The 20,303-nt window shown below is 60.9% G+C and carries 22 protein-coding genes; 12 read left to right on the forward strand and 10 right to left on the reverse strand.

Going from position 1 to position 20,303, the window contains the following annotated elements; all coding sequences use genetic code 11:
- The first annotated feature begins 24 nt into the window (after nucleotides 1-24).
- Together gshB and HCZ30_RS01950 are read left to right on the forward strand one after the other, a co-directional pair.
- The gene (gene gshB / locus HCZ30_RS01945) at nucleotides 25-966 is read left to right on the forward strand and encodes a glutathione synthase (protein WP_167636071.1); all 942 of its coding nucleotides are present in this window, start codon (nucleotides 25-27) and stop codon (nucleotides 964-966) included.
- Nucleotides 963-1,877, forward strand: a complete 915-nt coding sequence (locus tag HCZ30_RS01950) for an alpha/beta hydrolase fold domain-containing protein (RefSeq protein WP_167636072.1) — start codon at nucleotides 963-965, stop codon at nucleotides 1,875-1,877. The genes gshB and HCZ30_RS01950 overlap by 4 nt, the downstream gene beginning before the upstream one ends.
- On the opposite strand, the gene HCZ30_RS01955 is transcribed toward HCZ30_RS01950, so the two are convergent.
- The 3 genes from HCZ30_RS01955 to cobU form a co-directional block, all read right to left on the reverse strand.
- Nucleotides 1,847-3,361 (reverse strand): YifB family Mg chelatase-like AAA ATPase, encoded by a 1,515-nt coding sequence (locus HCZ30_RS01955; RefSeq protein WP_167636073.1) that lies wholly within the window; start codon nucleotides 3,359-3,361, stop codon nucleotides 1,847-1,849. The two genes, HCZ30_RS01950 and HCZ30_RS01955, sit on opposite strands and share 31 nt — an antisense overlap.
- A gap of 63 nt (nucleotides 3,362-3,424) precedes the next feature.
- Nucleotides 3,425-3,979: a histidine phosphatase family protein gene (locus HCZ30_RS01960; protein ID WP_167636074.1), complete on the reverse strand. Its 555-nt coding sequence runs from the start codon at nucleotides 3,977-3,979 to the stop codon at nucleotides 3,425-3,427.
- Nucleotides 3,976-4,512, reverse strand: coding sequence for a bifunctional adenosylcobinamide kinase/adenosylcobinamide-phosphate guanylyltransferase (cobU, locus tag HCZ30_RS01965; RefSeq protein ID WP_167636075.1), 537 nt, complete (start codon nucleotides 4,510-4,512; stop codon nucleotides 3,976-3,978). The genes HCZ30_RS01960 and cobU overlap by 4 nt, the downstream gene beginning before the upstream one ends.
- Before the next feature lie 79 nt (nucleotides 4,513-4,591).
- Here cobU and HCZ30_RS01970 point away from each other — a divergent pair, with 79 nt between their 5' ends.
- The 8 genes from HCZ30_RS01970 (at nucleotide 4,592) to HCZ30_RS02005 (ending at nucleotide 12,792) form a co-directional block, all read left to right on the forward strand.
- Nucleotides 4,592-5,470 (forward strand): RNA polymerase factor sigma-32, encoded by an 879-nt coding sequence (locus tag HCZ30_RS01970; RefSeq protein WP_167636076.1) that lies wholly within the window; start codon nucleotides 4,592-4,594, stop codon nucleotides 5,468-5,470.
- Complete coding sequence (locus HCZ30_RS01975; RefSeq protein ID WP_167636077.1) at nucleotides 5,467-6,201, forward strand: ChaN family lipoprotein; 735 nt, start codon at nucleotides 5,467-5,469, stop codon at nucleotides 6,199-6,201. Before HCZ30_RS01970 ends, HCZ30_RS01975 begins: the two co-directional genes overlap by 4 nt.
- A gap of 54 nt (nucleotides 6,202-6,255) precedes the next feature.
- Nucleotides 6,256-7,461: a bifunctional phosphopantothenoylcysteine decarboxylase/phosphopantothenate--cysteine ligase CoaBC gene (gene coaBC, locus HCZ30_RS01980; RefSeq protein WP_167636078.1), complete on the forward strand. Its 1,206-nt coding sequence runs from the start codon at nucleotides 6,256-6,258 to the stop codon at nucleotides 7,459-7,461.
- Nucleotides 7,462-7,464: 3 nt separating this feature from the next.
- Nucleotides 7,465-7,926: a dUTP diphosphatase gene (gene dut / locus HCZ30_RS01985; RefSeq protein ID WP_167636079.1), complete on the forward strand. Its 462-nt coding sequence runs from the start codon at nucleotides 7,465-7,467 to the stop codon at nucleotides 7,924-7,926.
- Nucleotides 7,923-8,966: a HesA/MoeB/ThiF family protein gene (locus HCZ30_RS01990; RefSeq protein ID WP_167636080.1), complete on the forward strand. Its 1,044-nt coding sequence runs from the start codon at nucleotides 7,923-7,925 to the stop codon at nucleotides 8,964-8,966. The genes dut and HCZ30_RS01990 overlap by 4 nt, the downstream gene beginning before the upstream one ends.
- 71 nt (nucleotides 8,967-9,037) lie before the next feature.
- Nucleotides 9,038-9,580 (forward strand): hypothetical protein, encoded by a 543-nt coding sequence (locus HCZ30_RS01995; protein ID WP_167636081.1) that lies wholly within the window; start codon nucleotides 9,038-9,040, stop codon nucleotides 9,578-9,580.
- Between the two features lie 62 nt (nucleotides 9,581-9,642).
- Nucleotides 9,643-11,664 carry a M3 family metallopeptidase gene (locus HCZ30_RS02000; RefSeq protein ID WP_167636082.1) on the forward strand — a complete coding sequence of 674 codons (2,022 nt, stop codon included), beginning with the start codon at nucleotides 9,643-9,645 and terminating at the stop codon, nucleotides 11,662-11,664.
- A gap of 51 nt (nucleotides 11,665-11,715) precedes the next feature.
- Nucleotides 11,716-12,792, forward strand: a complete 1,077-nt coding sequence (locus HCZ30_RS02005; RefSeq protein ID WP_167636083.1) for an alpha/beta hydrolase — start codon at nucleotides 11,716-11,718, stop codon at nucleotides 12,790-12,792.
- On the opposite strand, the gene HCZ30_RS02010 is transcribed toward HCZ30_RS02005, so the two are convergent.
- Complete coding sequence (locus HCZ30_RS02010) at nucleotides 12,789-13,700, reverse strand: cation diffusion facilitator family transporter (RefSeq protein WP_167636084.1); 912 nt, start codon at nucleotides 13,698-13,700, stop codon at nucleotides 12,789-12,791. The two genes, HCZ30_RS02005 and HCZ30_RS02010, sit on opposite strands and share 4 nt — an antisense overlap.
- 31 nt (nucleotides 13,701-13,731) lie before the next feature.
- Complete coding sequence (locus tag HCZ30_RS02015; RefSeq protein ID WP_167636085.1) at nucleotides 13,732-14,256, reverse strand: SH3 domain-containing protein; 525 nt, start codon at nucleotides 14,254-14,256, stop codon at nucleotides 13,732-13,734.
- Between the two features lie 114 nt (nucleotides 14,257-14,370).
- On the opposite strand from HCZ30_RS02015, the gene HCZ30_RS02020 reads away from it, so the two are divergent.
- Nucleotides 14,371-15,357 carry a 2-hydroxyacid dehydrogenase gene (locus HCZ30_RS02020; protein ID WP_167636086.1) on the forward strand — a complete coding sequence of 329 codons (987 nt, stop codon included), beginning with the start codon at nucleotides 14,371-14,373 and terminating at the stop codon, nucleotides 15,355-15,357.
- A gap of 68 nt (nucleotides 15,358-15,425) precedes the next feature.
- Nucleotides 15,426-15,887, forward strand: coding sequence for a pyridoxamine 5'-phosphate oxidase family protein (locus HCZ30_RS02025; protein ID WP_167636087.1), 462 nt, complete (start codon nucleotides 15,426-15,428; stop codon nucleotides 15,885-15,887).
- 3 nt (nucleotides 15,888-15,890) lie between these two features.
- On the opposite strand, the gene HCZ30_RS02030 is transcribed toward HCZ30_RS02025, so the two are convergent.
- From HCZ30_RS02030 to HCZ30_RS02050, 5 genes are all read right to left on the reverse strand, one after another.
- Nucleotides 15,891-16,868 (reverse strand): quinone oxidoreductase family protein, encoded by a 978-nt coding sequence (locus tag HCZ30_RS02030; RefSeq protein WP_167636088.1) that lies wholly within the window; start codon nucleotides 16,866-16,868, stop codon nucleotides 15,891-15,893.
- A 71-nt stretch (nucleotides 16,869-16,939) separates the two neighbouring features.
- The gene (locus HCZ30_RS02035; RefSeq protein WP_167636089.1) at nucleotides 16,940-17,500 is read right to left on the reverse strand and encodes a hypothetical protein; all 561 of its coding nucleotides are present in this window, start codon (nucleotides 17,498-17,500) and stop codon (nucleotides 16,940-16,942) included.
- Nucleotides 17,501-17,587: 87 nt separating this feature from the next.
- Nucleotides 17,588-18,400, reverse strand: a complete 813-nt coding sequence (gene panB, locus HCZ30_RS02040) for a 3-methyl-2-oxobutanoate hydroxymethyltransferase (RefSeq protein ID WP_167636090.1) — start codon at nucleotides 18,398-18,400, stop codon at nucleotides 17,588-17,590.
- Complete coding sequence (gene panC / locus HCZ30_RS02045) at nucleotides 18,397-19,254, reverse strand: pantoate--beta-alanine ligase (RefSeq protein WP_167636091.1); 858 nt, start codon at nucleotides 19,252-19,254, stop codon at nucleotides 18,397-18,399. Before panC ends, panB begins: the two co-directional genes overlap by 4 nt.
- A gap of 146 nt (nucleotides 19,255-19,400) precedes the next feature.
- Entirely contained in the window at nucleotides 19,401-20,186 is a 786-nt protein-coding gene (locus HCZ30_RS02050) for a carbonic anhydrase (protein ID WP_167636092.1), read from the reverse strand.
- Nucleotides 20,187-20,303 lie beyond the last annotated feature (117 nt).

Genomic DNA, 20,303 nt, shown 5'->3' on the forward strand with positions numbered 1-20,303 from the left:
TCGGCAACAGCAAAGGAAAGACCCATGTCCCTCAAGGTCGCAATCCAGATGGACCCGATCGGTCCGATCAACATCGACGCCGACAGCACGTTCCGCATCGCCGAAGAAGCGCAGAAGCGCGGACACTCTCTGTTTTATTACACGCCCGACCGCCTCGCATTTCAGGAAGGCCGGATCACCGCACGCGGCTGGCCGCTCGAGGTGCGCCGCGAGAAGGGTAATCACTACACACTCGGCGAAGAGCAGGAAGTCGATCTTGCAGACTACGATGTCGTCTGGCTTCGTCAGGACCCGCCGTTCGACATGGGCTACATCACGACCACTCACCTTCTGGACATGATCCATCCCGAAACACTGGTCGTGAACGATCCGTTCTGGGTCCGCAATTACCCTGAAAAGCTGCTAGTCCTCCAGTTCCCCGACCTGACCCCACCGACAGCGATTGCACGTGATCTGCAAACACTGCGCAATTTCCGTGAAAAGCACGGTGATATCATCCTCAAGCCGCTCTACGGCAATGGCGGTGCAGGCGTGTTCAAGCTGACATCGGGCGACGGCAACCTTGCTTCGCTGTGGGAAATGTTCAGCGGTATCAATAACGAGCCGCTGATCGTGCAGAAATTCCTGCCGGACGTGTCGGCTGGCGATAAACGCGTGATCCTTGTTGATGGCGAGCCCGTCGGTGCGATCAACCGCGTGCCTGCTCAGGGCGAAACCCGCTCGAACATGCACGTCGGTGGCCGCCCCGAAAAGGTCGAACTGACCGCCCGCGACCGCGAGATTTGCGCCGCGATCGGCCCGCTCCTGAAGGAAAAAGGCCAAGTGTTCGTCGGCATCGATGTCATTGGCAACTACCTGACCGAGATCAACGTGACCTCTCCGACCGGCATTCAGGAACTCGAACGTTTCGACGGCATCAACGTCGCCGAGAAAATCTGGAAAGCCATCGAGGCCCGCAAAGCATGATGCGGTCGCTGCGCCTCAGGCTCTACGCTCTGGGTGCGCGGCTGACCATTCGTCCGCTTTTCAGCCTGACTGACGATGCAAAGCGGGATGGTGACCGGCTCGACCGGCTCGCCTCCCGCTTTACCCATTTCATGCCCTACACGTTACGTTTGCCGCGTGAATTGGGCGGACGTCCCGCGCTTTGGCTGGCGGGGAAGGGCGCCGATCCGTCCAAAGTGATCCTCTACTTCCATGGCGGTGCGTATTTTGCGGGTTCACCCGACACCCATGCTGCGATGCTGGCGCGGCTATCGCGCTACGCCGGCTATCCTGTCTTTGCTCAGGCTTACCGCCTCGCGCCAAAATATCCATTTCCGGCCGCTTTCGACGACGCGCTTGCCGCTTGGGACGACCTGATTTCGCGGGGTTATCACCCCGAAGACATCATCATTGGCGGCGACAGCGCGGGCGGTGGGTTGGCGTTGGCGCTTTTGGCAACGCTGTGCGCCCGCCGCGAATGTCCCGCCGCGCTGTTTGCGATGTCGCCGTGGACCGACCTGACAATGTCGGGCCGCTCGGTTGAAGAGGTCGGAAAAAGTGACGACGTTATCCCCTCTGACCGCATGACAGAAGCCGCGCGGGCCTATGTGGGCCAGGCTGATCCCTCCGATCCGCGGGTGTCACCGCTATTCGCAGAGTTCGATCACCCGCCGCCGGTTTATTTGCAGATCGGTAGCCCCGAAGTGCTGGAAGACGATACCTATCGTATGGCTGAAAGGTTGCGCAAAAGCGGCGGCAAGGTACTGGTCCAGACGTGGGACGGCGCGCCGCATGTCTGGCACTTGGGCGAGCTCTGGGTGCCGGAAGCGCGCGATGCTCTCAGGCAAATTGCGCATTTCGTTCAGACTTCTTTTGACAAAGTCAGCCGGTAGCTCACCGCTTCGGCCAAGTGCGGGTAGCGGATATCTGGCGATCCATCGAGGTCTGCAATCGTCCGCGCCACGCGTAAAATGCGGTGATATCCGCGCGCGGTAAGGCCGAATTTCTCGGCCACACGAAGGATCAGATTGCGGCCTTCGGCATCGGGCTCGGCAATCTGCTCCAACACGGCACCTTCGGCTTCTGAGTTTGTGCGGATGTTTTCCAGATCGGCAAAGCGCTTAGTTTGAACGGCACGCGCGGTACTGACCCGCTGGGCAATCTGGTGCGAATGCTCACCGTTCGCGGGCAGGTCTAGATCGTTGAAGGACACGGGCGGCACCTCGATTCTTAGATCGAAGCGGTCCATGAGCGGGCCGGAAATGCGCCCGAGGTAATCTGTACCGCAATTGGGGGCGCGACTGCACGCGCGAGCGGAATCGGCCAAGTGACCGCAGCGGCAAGGGTTTGCGGCGGCAACCAGCATGAACCGGCACGGATAACGGATGTGGGCGTTGGCGCGGGCGACGTGTACTTCGCCGCTCTCGATGGGTTGGCGCAGCGTGTCGAGGACGGTGCGCGGAAATTCTGGGAATTCGTCGAGGAACAGAACGCCGTTGTGGGCCAGGCTGACTTCACCCGGTTTAGCACCTTGCCCGCCTCCGATCAGCGCGGCGCGGGACGCGGTGTGGTGCGGACTGCGGAAGGGACGCGTCAGGCAAATGCCGCCGTCATCCAACGCTCCGGCGACAGAGTGAATCATCGAGGTTTCGAGCGCTTCGGTCGGCGAAAGCTCGGGCATGATGCCCGTGATGCGGCTGGCGAGCATGGATTTGCCTGACCCAGGCGGGCCGAGCAGGAATAGATGGTGCCGACCTGCGGCCGCGATTTCCAAAGCACGTTTCGCGCGTTCCTGACCTTTGACATCTCTCAGGTCGTCGAACTTCGGGCCTGACCGGTTCGCCTTTGGCGCGGCCGGAGGTAGGGGCGATTTTCCATTCAGGTGCTGCACGACCTCGTACAAGGTCGCCGCGCCGAACACCGCCGTGCTGCCGACCCACGCGGCTTCGGTCGCGGCGACGGGTGGGCAAATGAGCATTCGATCTTCTTCGGAGGCGGCGAGCGCGGCCGGGAGGGCGCCTGTCACATGCACCAGTTTGCCGTCGAGCGACATCTCTCCCATAGCGACCGTTTCGGAGGATTTGTCGCGCGGGATCACATCCAATTCTGCCAGCAGCGCGATGGCGATGGGCAGGTCAAAATGCGAACCTTCCTTGGGCAGGTCGGCGGGCGAGAGGTTGATCGTGATGCGCTGGCTGGGGAGCGCGATGGCCATGGCTTCGAGCGCCGCCCTGATCCTGTCGCGCGCTTCGGACACGGCCTTGTCAGGCAGGCCGACGATGGAGAATGACGGTAAGCCAGCGGTAGCCGCACATTGCACTTCCACAAGGCGCGCCTCGACACCTTCAAACGCCACGGAATACGCCGTCGAAACCATTCTGCCTCTCATGACTATTGCGGCATGGTTAACCGAGGCGTGGTTTCAGAAGTCTTAACGGTATTACGGAAGGTGGCTAATTTCTCGCGCCGTGAAGCCGCCAGCCGTTTCGATGACCGTCACCGACAAATTGCTGATCCGATGCCCGAAAGTGTCGTAGGCGGGTATTCCGAGCGCCCGCTGCACCTGCGTCAGGATCTGGCCGAAATGGCCGACGACGATCAGGTCTGGGTGCTGCTGGGCAATCAGGCGGTCAATCGAGCGATCCACACGGGCTTTGACGGTGTTCCAGCTTTCGCCGTTGGGCGGCGCGATATCACCTGGGGTTTCCCAGTAAGCGCGCATGAGAGGATCGTCCTTGAATTCGGACATCTCCCAATCGCCGAAGTTAATTTCGCGTAGATCGGGATCGTGGGGCAGGCGCAAGCGGACGCCTTGGATTGCATCGGCGGTCGCAACAGCGCGGCTGAGGTCAGAGGACACGACGGGCGCGTCGGGCAGATAGGAAGAAAGCCGCGCAATCGCGGCCGTATCGCTCAGATCAGCGGGCAGGTCGGTCCAGCCGACCATAGCCTTCGCGTGGGTCGGGCCGTGGCGCACGAGCCAGAGGCGGGTCATGGTAATTCGCCCTTCAGAACGAGCGGAAGGCCAGCGGCGACGAAGAACACGTTATCGGCTGCCTCGGCGATCATGGCATTGAGCCGCCCCTGTGCCTCGCGGAATTGTCGCGAAATGGCGTGTTCAGGGACGATCCCCATGCCGACTTCGTTCGAAACCACGACCACTTCCGCCTCGCACGAGCGGAGTTCTGCCACCAATTTTGCGCTCTCCTGAGCGATTTCCCGCTCGGCCATCAGCACGTTTGTGAGCCATAATGTAGCGCAGTCGAGCAAAATTATTTGATCGGGAACCGCAGCTTCCAGCGTCGGACCCAGATCGAGCGGCTCCTCGATCGTCTCCCAACCGTCGCCGCGCTGAACGAGATGTCGGTCAACCTTCGCCTGCATCTCGGCGTCGAAAATCTGTGATGTAGCAAGGTACTTACGGGATTTTCCGGTCCCGATGACGAGCTTTTCCGCGAACTCGGATTTTCCCGATGCGGCGCCTCCTAGTACGAGCGTCAGCTTTTTCACGTTATTCGATGCAACCATTTGTGAGCCTGCGCGTTTGTTCATCGAAGCACTGGTAACGACACCGGTTGATCCAGACAACGCACAAGGAGGCACAAGCATGGCGCTTGATGACACCAAACAGTTCGATCTCTCCCGCCGTGCCATGAAGGCAGAACTGCTTGATGCGGAGACCGAAGCCAACCTTGCTCGTGCATGGCGCGATCATCACGATGAACGCGCACTCCACCGCCTTATCAACGCATATATGCGCCTCGCTATTTCGATGGCCAGCAAATTCCGCCGCTACGGCGCTCCGATGAGCGATCTGGTGCAGGAAGCTAGCCTCGGACTGATGAAGGCCGCAGACAAGTTCGACCCCGACCGCGGCGTCCGTTTCTCGACCTACGCAGTCTGGTGGATCAAGGCCAGCATCCAGGATTATGTGATGCGCAACTGGTCGATGGTTCGCACCGGTTCGACCAGCAGTCAGAAAGCTCTCTTCTTCAACATGCGCCGCATACAGGCCCGTATCGAACGCGAAGCAGATGCCGCAGGTATCGTTCTTGAGCGTCACGAACTGCACCGCATGATCTCTGAAGAGCTCGGTGTGCCGGTCCACGATGTACAGATGATGGAAGGCCGCCTGTCGGGTTCCGATTTCTCGCTCGACGCTACCCAGTCGACCGAAGATGAAGGCCGCACATGGGTCGAAAGCCTTGCTGACGAAGGCGAGCAAGCCGAAGAGAGCGTCTCTGTCGCCCATGACGCCGAATTGATCCGCAGCTGGCTCCTGACCGCGATGATGGAACTGAATGACCGTGAGCGTTTCATTGTCCGCGAACGCAAACTCCGCGATGATCCGCGCACTCTCGAAAGCCTCGGCGGCGAGCTGGGCCTTTCCAAAGAGCGCGTTCGCCAGCTCGAAGTCGCAGCGTTCAGCAAAATGCGCCGCACCCTTTCCTCGCGTTCCCCGGAGGTGCTAAACTTCATCGTATGAAGTGGCTCGCATCCCTGATTTTTCTTTGCGCTGCCCCTGTGGCGGCGCAAAACGTTTTTGTGCTTGGCGAAACGCACGATAATCCGTTGCACCACGCCGAGCAGGCGAATTTGATCGCTGAAATTGCCCCGACAGCATTGATTTTCGAAATGCTCTCGCCTGAACAGGCGAAGGTGCTGAATGCATCCGAGCGTGACGCCGCGCTAGGCGACCTCATTGGTTGGCAAGAGTCTGGCTGGCCTGATTTTGCGATGTACCTGCCGGTTTTCACGGCGAGCGACGCTCCGGTCTATGGCGCAAGTGTCCCGCGCGATGATCTGATGGCTGCCATCGGCACTGACGCAGCTTCGGTTTTCGGGGACGATGCGGAGCAGTTCGGCCTGCTGGAACCCGCGCCGAAAGACATGCGCCAAGAGCAAGCCGACGCCCATTGCGGAGCGCTGCCCGACGAAATGTTGGACGGCATGGTCGAAGCGCAGCGCCTTCGTGATGCTTCATTTGCGCGAACGACCCTTCAGGCGCTGGACGAAACCGGCGGCCCTGTCGTGCTCATCTCAGGTTCTGGCCACGCGCGCATCGATCGTGGTGTTCCGGCATACATCGCCAACGCGCGCCCCGATGTGGAGGTCTATAGCATCGGCATCGTCGAGCTCGAGACAGTTCTGCCGTTCGATGAGATCATCACCACCGAAGCCGCCGAACGCGAGGACCCTTGTAACGCTTTCAGGTGATTGTCCTTTCTCTCTGCGCCTCATAGACTTTGCCGCAAAACGGGGAGGGCAGACATGCTCGCAGGCAAGCGGATTCTCTTAATCATCGGCGGCGGCATCGCGGCTTACAAATCGCTGGACCTGATCCGCCGCCTCAAGGAACGCGGCGCGGCTGTTGTGCCTGTGCTGACCAAGGGCGGATCGGAGTTCGTCACCCCGCTTTCGGTGTCCGCCTTGGCTGGCCACAAGGTCTATCAAGACCTCTTTGACCTCACCGAAGAGGCAGAGATGGGTCATATCCAGCTTTCCCGTTCCGCAGCCCTCGTCGTCGTCGCGCCTGCCACGGCGGACCTTATGGCGAAGATGGCGAACGGGCACGCAGACGACCTCGCTTCGACGCTCCTTATGGCCACGGACAAACGCGTTCTGGTTGCGCCTGCCATGAACGTCCGGATGTGGGATCACCCTGCAACCCAGCGCAATATTGCGACCCTCGCAGGCGACGGTGTTCTGTTTTCCGGCCCGAACGAAGGCGACATGGCCTGCGGAGAATACGGTCCGGGCCGCATGTCCGAACCGCTAGAGATCGTCGCGGCTGTCGAACGCGCGTTCGGGAACGGGCCGCTGAAAGGCAAGCGGATCATCGTGACCTCCGGCCCGACGCACGAGCCGATTGATCCCGTGCGATACATCGCAAATCGCTCCTCCGGTGCTCAAGGAACTGCCATCGCCGCCGCCCTCGCCAATTTGGGCGCGGATGTTGAATTTGTGACAGGACCAGCGGATATTCCACCGCCGAGCGGCGTGAATGTTGTAAAAGTGCAATCGGCTGCTGAGATGCATCAGGCGGTGATGAATGCTCTGCCCGCGGATGCAGGTGTCTTTGCTGCCGCCGTCGCCGACTGGCGAGTGGTCTCCGCATCGTCGTCGAAAATCAAGAAAGACAACGGCAAGCTTCCCACGCTCACGTTTGCCGAAAACGCCGACATATTGGCCGAAGTTAGCCAGCTGACGGACAATCGCCCCCCGCTGGTAGTGGGCTTCGCGGCTGAAACCGAAGATGTTATCGCCCATGCAACGGCAAAGCGCGAGCGCAAGGGCTGCGACTGGATTGTGGCCAATGATGTTTCGCCCGAAACCGGTATCATGGGAGGCAAGGAAAACGCTGTGACGTTGATCTCCGCCGATGGCGCGGAGGAGTGGCCGCGCATGTCCAAGACCGAGGTTGCCCGCCGCCTTGCCGAACGAATTGCTGCGGCGCTTGCTCCCGAGAAAGGATAAACTGTGATCGGAATTACTATCGAGTGGCTCGAAGGTGCCGACCAATCCGTGCCGCTGCCTGCCTACGCCACCGCGGGCGCTGCCGGTGCTGATGTGCGCGCCAATTTCGGGCCCGACAAGCGTGACGGTGTAACGCTCGAACCTGGCGCACGGACACTTGTGCCGTGTGGTTTCAAAATGGAAATTCCCGAGAATTACGAGGTGCAGGTCCGTCCCCGTTCCGGTCTGGCGCTGAAGCACGGTATCACGCTACCCAACACGCCTGGCACCATCGACGCCGATTATCGCGGTCCAGTTGGCGTCATCGTCATGAACGCGGGGCAGGAGCCGTTCCACATCGCGCACGGTGAACGCATCGCGCAATTCGTCGTCGCGCCGGTCGTCCAAGGGCGCTTTATCGTGGGCGAAAGCCTTAGCGAAACGGCCCGCGGCGAAGGCGGGTTTGGATCGACGGGGCGCGAATGATCCTTGTTCTCGTCATGGCTGCCGCCCTTTGGGGCATCGGATGGGCGATGAAAGCGCCCGTTCGCGCTCGCGCGGTCATGATCGGCATTCTTATGATTGCCGTGCTGCTGATCCAGTTCACGCTGCCTTTCGGCCATCCGCTCCGCCAAGCGACGGGCGGCGATCCGCGGTTGTGGCTGCTGTTTCTCGGTTTCGGCTTTGTGGTGGCGGGCTACACGTTCGGACTGCGTAAGGTCCGCACGCTCGCCAAGGCGAAATCCGAGCCCCCAAAGCAGGCCGGCACGTTCAACGACAGCGAGCTCGACCGTTACGCGCGCCACATGATGCTCCGCGAAATCGGCGGGCCGGGTCAGAAAAAGCTGAAGAACGCCAGAGTGTTGGTCATTGGGGCAGGGGGGCTTGGTTCGCCTGCGCTGCTTTATCTCGCTGCTGCTGGTGTCGGCCAGATCGGTATCATCGACGAAGATACGGTCGATAACTCGAACCTTCAACGGCAGGTGATCCACACCGACGCGGCCATCGGCCAGCCCAAGGCGCTTTCGGCGGCCTCTGCTATGACCGCGCTCAATCCGTGGATCACGGTGAAGCCCTACACCCGCAAACTGACGGAAGAAAACGCGGCAGCGCTGATCGGCGAATACGACCTTGTGCTCGACGGGACGGACAATTTCAACACACGCTATCTGGTGAACCGTGTCGCCGTTCAGGCTCGTAAGCCCCTGATTTCAGCGGCAATGACCCAATGGGAGGGGCAAATATCGCTCTATGATCCCGCAAATGGTGGCCCATGCTATCAGTGCGTTTTCCCCGAAGCGCCCGCCGCTGGCCTTGTTCCATCCTGTGCAGAGGCAGGGGTTCTCGGACCGTTGCCGGGCATCATTGGTTCCATGATGGCCGCCGAGGCTGTTAAGTACATCACCGGTGCCGGAGAAAACCTGCGCGGACGGCTCATGATGTACGACGCGCTTTATGCCGACACACGGATCATGAAAACCAAGCGCCGTGATGACTGTCCCGTCTGCGGCGGTATGCATTCCTGACTTGGTTTCTGCTTCGCTAAACCTATGTCGTGCAATGGCCATCCGGCGCTAGGAACAGGAGACATCGCTTCGTGAGTTTTGACGACCGCGCCCAGATTTTTCGACGCATTATCCGTGACAGGCTGGCCGAGCAGGAGAACGGTTTCGTCCAGTTTTTCCGCCTCCTCGCCGCGACTCCGGTGCCGGAGGGAACCGCACGTATTGTCATCGCGATCTACGAAGACGACCTGACCGAAAAATTTCCTGCGCTGCTGGCCTATGTGTCCGGCAACAACCAAAGCGTCGAGAATGACGAGGCCGCGCGGCGGCTCCATGCGCGGCTGTCGTCTTTCCAGCCGGTGATCGACATCCAGCAACTGGCGGAACTGTCGGACTGGGAAATGCATGGTGATGAGCAGGTTCCGGCCCTTCGCCAGCCCTATGATCACGTGGACCATGTGGGCGAATTGGTGATCCCCGCGCTCTGCGATGCCGCGACCAAGGCGGATATGTCGGCGCTGCCCGTGCCCGTCCACCTTGGTTCGGCACAGCGGTACGAGGACGTCAAAGTCATCTACGAACCCTCGGCGCCGCCCGAGCCGGGGTTCTGGAGCCGCGTCTTACGCAAGGGCTAGTGATTTCGGGCTGGCAGGTCACCCTTGAGCGTCCTACCTTGCGTTCAAACAGGAGTATTTCCATGACCAACCCGCTTCTTGCAAACTGGGACACGCCGTTCGGGCTGCCGCCTTTCGAAAACATCAGTGACGACGATTTCGCGCCTGCCGTTGATGCCGCGCTGGTTGATGCGCAGGCAAATATCGACGCGATTACTCAGCAGGAAGAGGTCACCTTCGCCGGCACGATCGAGGCAATGGAGCGTGCTACCGAAAAACTGGATCGTGTGCTCGGCGCGTTCTATGCGGTCGCCGGCGCGGACTCGAACCCAGCCCGTGAGGCGCTGATGCGGGACTTCTCGCCTAAGCTGTCGGCTTTCTGGTCGGACATCACGGCGAACGCAGCTCTGTTCGAGCGGATCGACCAACTTTGGCAGCAAAAGGACGAGTTGGACCTGAATGATGAGCAGCAGCGCTTGCTCTATCTCACCCACCGCTCGTTCGTCCGTTCGGGCGCGCAGCTGAAAGGTCCGGACGCTGATCGCCTGAAGGAAGTTAAAGGCCGCCTGTCGGTTCTCGGTACCGAATTTACCCAGAACCTGCTCGCAGACGAACGGGACTGGTACCACGAGGTTGACGAAAATCTGCTCACCGACCTGCCCGAGTTTGTTGCCGACGCTCTGAGGGCCGCAGGTCAGGAAAAGGAAAAAGAGGGGCCCGTAGTGACCCTCTCGCGGTCCGTAATTGTTCCATTTCTGCAATTCTGTCCTGACCGTTCTTTGCGCAAAATCGCATATGAAGCATGGACCTCCCGCGGTGCGAACGGCGGTAAAACGGACAACCGCGCGATTGCCGCGGAAATCCTCGCGCTGCGTTACGAGCGGGCCAACCTGCTCGGTTATGATGACTTTGCGCACTACAAGCTGGAAACCGAAATGGCGGGCACGCCCGAGGCTGTCCGCGATTTGCTGATGAACGTCTGGCAACCTGCGCGCGCCAAGGCGGTCTCGGCTGCGGCGACGCTGGAAGAGATGCTGAAAGCTGATGGGCACGCCGCGCCGCTCGAGGCGTGGGACTGGCATTACTATTCGGAAAAGCGCCGTCAGGCCGAGCATGATCTCGATGAGGGTCAGGTAAAGCCATATTTCCAACTGGACAACATGATCGAGGCGGCCTTCGACTGCGCAAACCGTCTGTTCGGCCTTGAGTTCAAGCCGGTCGACGGCCCGAAGTACCACCCCGACGTCCGTCTGTTCGAAGTGTCGCGGAACGGCGAGCATATCGCTCTATTCGTCGGCGACTATTTCGCGCGCGGTTCGAAACGGTCGGGCGCGTGGTGTTCGGCCATGCGCAGCCAGCAAAAGCTCGCGGGCGACATCCGCCCGATCGTGGTGAACGTTTGCAACTTCGCCAAGCCTGTCGCCGGAAAGCCTGCGCTGCTGTCCTATGACGACGCGCGCACGCTATTCCACGAATTCGGCCATGCGCTGCACCAGATGCTGTCCGACGTGACCTACGAGTCGATGTCCGGCACCTCCGTTGCGCGCGATTTCGTCGAACTTCCGAGCCAGTTGTTCGAACACTGGCTGGAAGTGCCCGAAGTCCTTTCCAAGTTCGCCATCAATCCGGCGGGTGAGGCTATGCCGCAGGAATTGCTGAACAAAGTGCTCGGCGCGGCGACCTATGACATGGGCTATCAGACTGTGGAATACGTGGCCTCGGCCATCGTGGACCTTGAATTCCCCCTCGGCACGCCGCCCGCCGATCCGATGCAGAAGCAGGCCGAAGTCCTCGAAGATATCGGGATGCCCCACGCGATCCGTATGCGCCACGCGACGCCGCACTTTGCGCACGTCTTTGCAGGCGATGGCTACTCGTGCGGCTACTACAGCTACATGTGGTCCGAAGTCATGGACGCCGACGCTTTCGAAGCCTTCGAGGAAGCCGGCGGCGCGTTCGATCCCGAAACGGCGAAATCGCTCGAAGACAACATTCTGTCCATGGGCGGCACGGTTGAAGCGGCAGAGCTCTACACCCGCTTCCGTGGCCGCTTGCCCGGTGTGGAGGCGTTGCTTAAAGGCCGCGACCTGCTGGACGTTGCATAATTCGGGGCGCCCATCGGGCGCTCCTTTCATTTGATTGGTGAAGTCACTCCGATGCGCAGCATTCTGGTTTTCATTGCACTTCTGTTCGTCACCGCCTGTTCGCAACGACCGGGTGACAACGTGCTGGTGCCGTATGTCGACATCGGTGACGACGCCGAGATCATCCGCCTTTTCGTGGTCTCGTCGCGGACCCCGACCGAGTATGGCTACAACGCGTCGTTCGATTTCGCGACCGGCTTCCGCTACTACGATATTTCTGTTCCGCCGGAGCGGACCGAAGGCAGCATTAAGTGGCCGAACCTCGACCCCGATCCTGTGACGGACTTCCTCGTGGTCGATACCGGCACGCTGACCCGCGAAGAATTCATCCGCCAAGTCCATCGCGATAACCTTGGCGATGGAGAGGTCGGTGTGTTCGTTCATGGCTTCAATCAGCGCTTCCAAGAGGCGCTGTTCCGTGTGGCGCAGCTGAATGCGGACTCGGATTCCGACACCGTCGCGTCCGTGCTGTTTTCGTGGCCGTCAGAGGGCAATCCCCTCGGCTACGAGACTGACGCGCAAGGCGTTCTGTTCTCCCGCGACCCTTTGGCCGATCTGCTGACGGACCTGCACGACACTGGGCTGAGGACCGTCGTTTTTGCGCACAGCATGGGCGGCTGGCTGACGGTCGAGGCGCTGCGGATACTCAAGCTCGCAGGCCGTCAGGATGTGCTTGACGGGTTGGAGGTGATCCTTGCCGCACCGGATGTGGACACGTTTGTGTTTGGGCGGGCGATGGACTTGATCGGGCCGATGAAGACACCCATCGCGGTGCTGGTGTCACGCAAAGACCGTGCGCTCGACCTCGCCGCGCGATTGGCGGGAGGCAGGCCGAAGCTGGGATCGGTCGATGTGACAGACCCAGCGGTCGCGGAGGCGGCGCAGTTGGCGCATGTCCAGCTGATCGACATCTCGTCCGTGGACTTCGACCCGCTCGGCCATAGCGGCTACATCGGCGTCGCGCAGCACTATTCGGAACTGCAACAGGCGGACTCGGGCAGGGGCGACTTCGCGTCGACAGGCGCGTTCGTGTTCAACGCATTTGAGAACGCGGTCATCCAGCCTGTGAGCGGCGCGTTCTACCGTTAAGCGTTGCGCGGATCGTCGGGGTGACGTTCCACGCCGATCGGGTCTTTGTGGATCAGAACGTCTGCCTCGGGACGGGCGGCAACGATTGCACGGCGAAGGGCGGCACCAATCGAATGGGCTTCGTCGAGGGTCTGGCTGCCGTCGAGTTCGATGTGGATGTTCAGGAACACACGGCTCCCAGCCCGGCGGGTTTTCAGATCGTGGAAGCCGTGCACGCCGGGAAACTCGCCAACAATCTTTTCGACGTCAGCAATAAAATCGTTGCTGGCCGCGCGGTCCATCAGCGCATCAAACGCTTGCTTGCCGATGCGGATCGCACCCACGGCCATGAGCAGGGCGGCGAGAAGCGCTACGATGCTGTCGACTGAGCCCAGCCCGAACTGCGCGTTTAGCCAAAGCGCAATCAGCGCACCCATGTTGGGGATCAGGTCTCCGACGTAGTGAAGCGAGTCTGCCTCGACCACCTTGTTGCCAGTGCGTTTGCTGACGTACCGCTGCCACGCGACGAGGATCAGCGTCACCACAATCGAAAACACCATGACCACCATGCCCGCCCCTTCGCGGGCGACCGGCGACACGGCATCAGACGTCAGGCGCAGGTAAGCCGCGATGGCGATGGCGCAGGCCGACACCATAATGAAAACGGATTGGGCCAAAGCTGCGAGGTCTTCTGCCGACGTGTGACCGAAGGCGTGGTCATCGTCTGCGGGTTTCGACGCATAGATAATCGCGGCCAGACCGCCAAGCGACATGAGCAGATCAAGCGCGCTATCGGCGAGGGTCGCAGCGATGGATAGAGAGTTCGTGGCGGCAAGTGCCCAGAGTTTCGCGCCAACGAGCAACAGCGCGACCGTTACGGAGAGGACACCGGCGGAGATTGAGAGTTTTGTTCTTTCTCTGTCCGGCATGGTCAGGTCTCCTGAGTCTGGGAGGGACTATCTAGTCTATGAGTTCGGTCTCGCCCACCCCCCAAAGGTTGGTTTTCGGACTCCAACCCGTGAAACCGCCAGCGGAGAGCTTGCACCAGTCGACGTTGCATTCGCGGATGCGGGCAACCACGCCGCTTTCAAGCTGCGCTTCTTGCGTGGCGTCCTCGTCGGGCATGGAAAACAGGGGGGTCATCTCGTCGATGATCACGGTGCGGCTGCCCGAGAGCATGATGTAATGCACCCAGCCGCCCATGCCGTCGCGGTCAATCACGCGGCGCCAGTGGCCATGCTCTGCGGTAACTTGGAGCGGCATGTCGCGGCGCGTGAAGACCCAGTCGATCCGGTAGTCGGTCGAGGGGCCACGGCGCACGTTTGCCTCTTGCGCTTTGAGCGAGACAAAACGGGGAAGGGGGAGGTTCGTCACTTCGCCCAGTTCTTGGGTATCAGGCACGCTTGAAGGCGCGTCTTCGGCGTGAACCGAAACGGCGAGCATCAACGCAATCAGAGTTGCGATCGGACGCATCATGGGGCGCATCGTGTCACCTGTAAGCCTGTTGCCGCGCGGGGCATATGCTGCTCTTGTATCATGCGCGAGGTGCAGGCAATCTGCATTGTAAGAAAGCAAATGAAAAGTTGCGTAGAGGGTAGCATGCCGGGAAAACAATTGAGTGTTGTTGTAACGCGACGGTTGCCCGACCAGATCGAAACGCGGATGAAAGAGCTTTTCGATGTGCGTCTACGTGACGATGACACCGTCATGAGCAAGGCGGAGCTGACTGCAGCACTTCAGGATGCGGATGTTCTGGTGCCCTCGATCACAGACCGTATCGACGCCGAGGTGATCAAGTCCGCCGGTGAGCGATTGAAACTGATAGCGAACTTCGGTGCAGGGACGGACCACATTGACGTGGATGCCGCGCGTGATGCGGGTATCGAGGTGTCGAATACGCCGGGCGTGATGACCGAAGACACCGCCGACATGACGATGGCGCTGATCCTCGCCGTGGTGCGCCGTATTCCCGAGGGTCTTGCAATGATGCAGGCCGGTGACTGGGAAGGCTGGTCGCCGACAGGGATGTTGGGTGGCCGTATTGCAGGGCGCCGTCTGGGTATCCTCGGCATGGGCCGCATCGGTCAGGCTGTCGCCCGCCGTGCTGCCGCATTCGGGATGTCGGTCCATTACCATAACCGTCGTCGCCTGCGGCCCGAGACGGAGCAGGAGCTGGGCGCGACCTATTGGGACAGCCTCGATCAGATGGTTGCGCGGATGGATATCATCTCCATCAATTGTCCGCACACGCCTGCGACGTTCCACCTGATGAACGCGCGGCGACTGAAGCTGATGAAACCTGATGCGGTGATCGTTAACACCAGCCGCGGAGAGGTGATCGACGAGAACGCTTTGACCCGAATGCTGCGTGCGGGAGAGGTCGCGGGTGCGGGCCTCGACGTGTTCGAACAGGGCGCGCAGTTCAATCCGCGTCTGCGAGAGTTGAGTAACGTTGTGTTGTTGCCGCATATGGGCTCGGCGACGCGGGAGGGGCGCGTCGAGATGGGTGAACGGGTGATCCTGAATATCCACACCTTTGCGGACGGTCACAAGCCACCTGATCTGGTAGTGCCCGAGTTCCTTTGATCCGGCTTCGCTGCGCGAAACCGGCGCCTCCGGCGGAGGTATTTGGGTCAGAATGAAGGGGAGGGGAAATGTTTACAGACGAAGTGCGCCGTGCCATCGACCAATCGGTTTTGTGCTGGCTGGCGACTGTTGACGGCGAGGGGCAGCCGAACGTCAGCCCGAAAGAGATGTTCTACGCGGTTGGTGATCGCGAGATCCACATTGCCGAAATCGCCAGCCCTGTGTCGCGCCGCAATATCCAAGGCAATCACAAGGTCTGCGTGAGCTTCGTCGATGTGTTCCGGCAGAAGGGCTACAAGATCCACGGCGATGCGCGGATGGTTTGCGAGGATGCAGGCGACTTCGACGCGCTTGCCGCGCCTTTGCAGAAGTTGGCCGGACCAGGGTTCAAGGTGCGCGGCGTTGTTGTCGTCGAGGCAATCAGGGCGACGCCGATTGTTGCGCCGAGTTACCGGCTGTATCCCGACCGCACGGAGGCGGAGCAGATCCGGAATGCTTTCCGGACCTACGGTGTCCGCGCGGTCGAGTAGCGTTTAGAGCGTCAGGATCGTGCAGCCTGTGGTCTTGCGCGCTTCGAGCGTGCGGTGAGCCTCGGCAATGTCTTCGAGTGGGAAGCTCTGGTCGATGCGGATTTTGACGTCGCCAGAGGTGACCTTTTCGAAAAGCTCGGCTGCCATCTGCTGGCAGGTAGCGTGATCGGCGATGTGGGTAAACAGCGTCGGGCGCGTAATCTGGAGCGAACCTTTGGCCGCCAGCGTTTGTAGGCTGAACGGCGGTACGGCGCCCGAGGCGTTCCCGAACGAGATCATCATGCCGAGCGGGCGCAGACAGTTCAGCGAGCCTTCGAAGGTCGACGCGCCGACCGAGTCCATCACCACATCGACGCCCTTGCCGCCGGTGATTTCCTTCACGCGTTCGGCGAAGTCTTCGGTGTTGTAATTGATCGTGTGGGTCGCGCCATGTTCCGCAGCGAGCGCGCATTTTTTATCGGAACCCGCCGTTCCGATGAGGGTGATGCCTTCGCTCTTGGCCCATTGGCAGGCGATGAGGCCGACACCGCCAGCAGCAGCGTGGAATAGCACGGTGTCGCCCGATTTGATCGGCACTGTGCGGCGGAAAAGGTAGTGCGTTGTCAGGCCCTTCAGCATCATAGCTGCGCCTTCTTCGAAGCTGATCGCATCGGGAAGCGGGCAGACTTGAGCGGCGGGCATGACGCGGGCTTCGCAGTAGGACCCCGGCGGGTTAGCGGCATAGGCGGCGCGGTCGCCGACCTTGAGGTGCGTGACGCCTTCGCCGACGGCTTCGATCACACCGGCGGCTTCCATTCCCAGAGCGGCAGGCAGTTGCATCGGGTAAAGGCCCGAGCGCTGGTAGCAGTCGATGAAGTTCAGACCGACGGCGTGATGGCGGATGCGAACCTGACCTGCTGCGGGTTCGCCGACATCGCGGGTCGCGATCTTCAGGGCCTCGGGGCCGCCGTGTTCTTCGATGATGACAGTTTTGGACTGCATGGTTTTCTCCCTATCTTGGGAGAATTGCTAGGCGAGGCCGGAAGTCATGTCCAGCTTCGCCTAGCGCACAGTCAGTTGGTGATTTGGCGCAGCAGGCGCTCGCCAGGCAGGTCGGCACCGATGATCTGTTCACGGGCCGAGCGGGCGAATTTGTCGAGCAGGGTGCGGTAGTAGCCATCGCCCGACTGGACGGCGGAGCTGATCAGCGCGCCGGTTGTGGTGGTCGACGCATCACCAGCGGTGACTTGCAATGTGTAGGTACCGATGGTCGCACCATTGCGGACGATACGGGCGGAGCCTTGGAGCGTGGACAGGTCACGGCCGAATGCGGTCGTCGTTGCACCCGCAACGTTCAGACGCGAGACATCGACGATCATCTGGACGCCGGTGCCGGTGGTCATGCGGTCGCGGAATTCACGCTCGAGCTGGCCTTTGAGTTCGGGCGCCAGCGAGCTGGTGTAATCACGCGCACGGGTGCTGTCGAAAGCCGTACCAGCGGTGTTCACCTCAATCGAAGCAATCCGCAGCGTCGCGCGCATGTCGCGGCTGATCGGGTTGGTTTCATAGAGGATGGGGGTACAGGCAGTCAGAGCTGCGCCTGCGAAAAGTGCGAAAAGGGCGCGACGGTGCATACGGTATCTCGAATCCGGAATAGGTCAGAATATGCGAGATACATAGCGTGACGGGCGGTGCCGTCACGCTGTTTTTTGCTTCAGGGCTTAGCGGTAGACCTGATCTTCACCCGGAAACGCGCGGGTTTTGACCTCGTCCGCGTAATCGGAGACAGCCTGTTCGATCATCGCGCCGAGCTTGCCGTATTCTTTGACGAACTTCGGGGTCCACGGGTTGAGGCCGAGCATGTCTTCGAGCACGAGGATCTGGCCGTCACACTGGGCGGATGCGCCGATGCCGATGGTCGGGACGGCGACCTGCTTGGTGATCTTCGCCGCGAGGGGTTCGACCATGCCTTCAAGCACGATGGCAAACGCGCCTGCTTCGGTGACGACTTTGGCGTCCTCCTCGTGGAGCTGCCAGCTGTCTTCGTCGCGGCCTTGGGTCTTGAAGCCGCCCATGACGTGGCTCGACTGTGGAGTGAGGCCAATGTGCGCCATGACGGGAATGCCGCGTTCGGTCAGGAAGCGGATGGTCTCTGCCATGCGCTTGCCGCCTTCCAGCTTGACCGCGCCGCAGCCGGTTTCCTTCATGATCTTGGCCGCGTTGCGGAACGCGATGTTCGGGCTTTCCTCGTAGGTGCCAAATGGCATGTCGACGACGATGAGCGCCTGCTGGGTGCCGCGGACCACGGCCTTGCCGTGCATGATCATCAGATCGAGCGGCACGCCCACGGTCGATTCCATGCCATGCATCACCATGCCGAGGCTGTCACCCACGAGGATGAAGTCGGCGTATTTGTCGACGATGGCAGCGGTGTGCGCGTGGTACGAGGTCAGCGAAACAATCGGCTCGCCGCCTTTGCGGGCTGCGATCTGGGGGACGGTCGTCCGGCGGATTGTCTTCGTTTGGGTGCTCATAGGGTAATCTCCCTCTGGTCAATGAGGAGGACGGTGTTGTCCTCGGGGCCGAATTCGGCCGAAATCATAATGCCGATGGTGCCGCTGGGGCGGCCTGTCACCGGCTGGAGTGTGAATGCCTGCACAATGTCGACGCCAGTCAGGCGTGCGCGCGGCTCTGCGTTGATGGTATCACGGATCGCGGCGTCGATCTGCTCGATGGTGCCGCCGCCTGCCGCGACCTCTTCGGCGCGCGTGAGCGAGGCGTTCAGAACGATCGATGCAGCGCGGTCTTCGGGCGAAAGGCGCACGTTGCGGGAGGACATGGCCAGCCCGTCAGCTTCCCTCACGGTCGGCACACCGTGGACAGCGGTCGGCACATTCAGATCGAGCGCCATACGGCGGATGACCTGAAGCTGCTGGTAGTCCTTTTCACCGAAGTAGGCGTTGTCGGCCATGACGATGTTGAAGAGCTTGGTCACGATTGTGCAGACGCCGCGATAGTGACCTGGACGGACGAGGCCGTGCAGCATGTTGGCAAGCTGTGTTGTCTCGACAATCGTCTCCGCGCCTTCGGGGTACATCTCGTGGACGGGCGGCATGAAAACCGCAGCGACGCCCGCGGCTTCCAGCTTGGCGAGGTCTTCTTGTTCGGTGCGGGGGTATTTCAGCAGATCGTCAGGATTGCCGAACTGTGTCGGGTTCACGAAAATCGTGGCGACAACAGCGTCTTTCGCGGCCTTGGCGGCTGCAACCAGCGACAGGTGGCCGTCATGCAGAGCGCCCATCGTCGGCACCAGTCCGACGGTTTGACCAGCGGCGCGGAAGTCCCGCACAGCGGACCGGATTTCAGCGATTGAACGGCAGACCAGCATAGCCCCTCCACTTTTGCGCAAGGTGTAGCGGTCAGGGGCGGGGGCGGCAAGCAAACACGGGCGCGGGGTGGCGCTAACAATGTGTGCGGAAACGAAAAACGCCGCGTCCTTGGCGGGACGCGGCGACTCGGTGATGGTTAGTCAGATCAGTTCGTCAGGACGAAGCGACGGTTTACCGGCTGGAGCGAGCGCGCGTTCATCGCATAGCGCTTGGTAAATGCCGCAACGGATTCGTCCGAAACGGCGACCGGCTGCTGCATGACGGTCCAGAGCACTGTTTCCGAGCACGGCGGCGTGGTGAGCGAGCCTTGGTAGCGATAGACGCTGGTGTTCTCTGGCAGCAGGTCAGTGAGGTCGTAGTGGCCGACGAGCTCAAAGCCGCTCGATGCCTCGACGCTGGCACCGGTCATGATGGTGTTGAACAGCGCGTTGGTGCCGCCGCCGATCATCAGCACACCAATCACGGCGAGCTGGCCGTCGGCTGCTTTGTGAACGTAGTGGACTTCCATCGGTGCGCGGGTGCCGTTGATGGCGTGCTCGGACGGAGCGTGGAAGTGGAATTGCAGTAGTTCGAAGTACTTACCGCCGATCGTCATGCCGCCGCCGTTCGCGACGTTGACCTGAATGGTGTGACCATTGTCGACGACCGTCAGGTCAGCCGAGGTGTCCCACGACAGCTGCGGCTGGGGCAGGTCGGCGTTGATGCCGCCGGTCAGGTCGATCGGGGACTGCTCCGCACCGTTGTCGCAGACTGCGAATGTGTCGGACAGGATGCCCCAGTTTTCGTTTCCGCTGTTGGGATAGGACCAGTGCAGAGTGGACAGTCGCGAATGGCTCGCCGAAGAGGAGCTATTGCTGGAATGATCTTGGGCAACGGCAGCCGAAGCGAGGGCGGCCGAGGCAAGAAGGGAACAGATTGCATGCAGCTTCATGGATATACTCCAGTTTTGTCTAGAGCGTCCAACGGCAGGGCAAATGGAACTGTTACTGTTCGTTCGCACAGCCGGAATGAAATGCTGTCGGTTTTCGACACTTTCTGGTCGGCTGTT

This window comes from Marivivens donghaensis, from assembly GCF_011806565.1.
GTDB lineage: Bacteria > Pseudomonadota > Alphaproteobacteria > Rhodobacterales > Rhodobacteraceae > Marivivens > Marivivens donghaensis_A.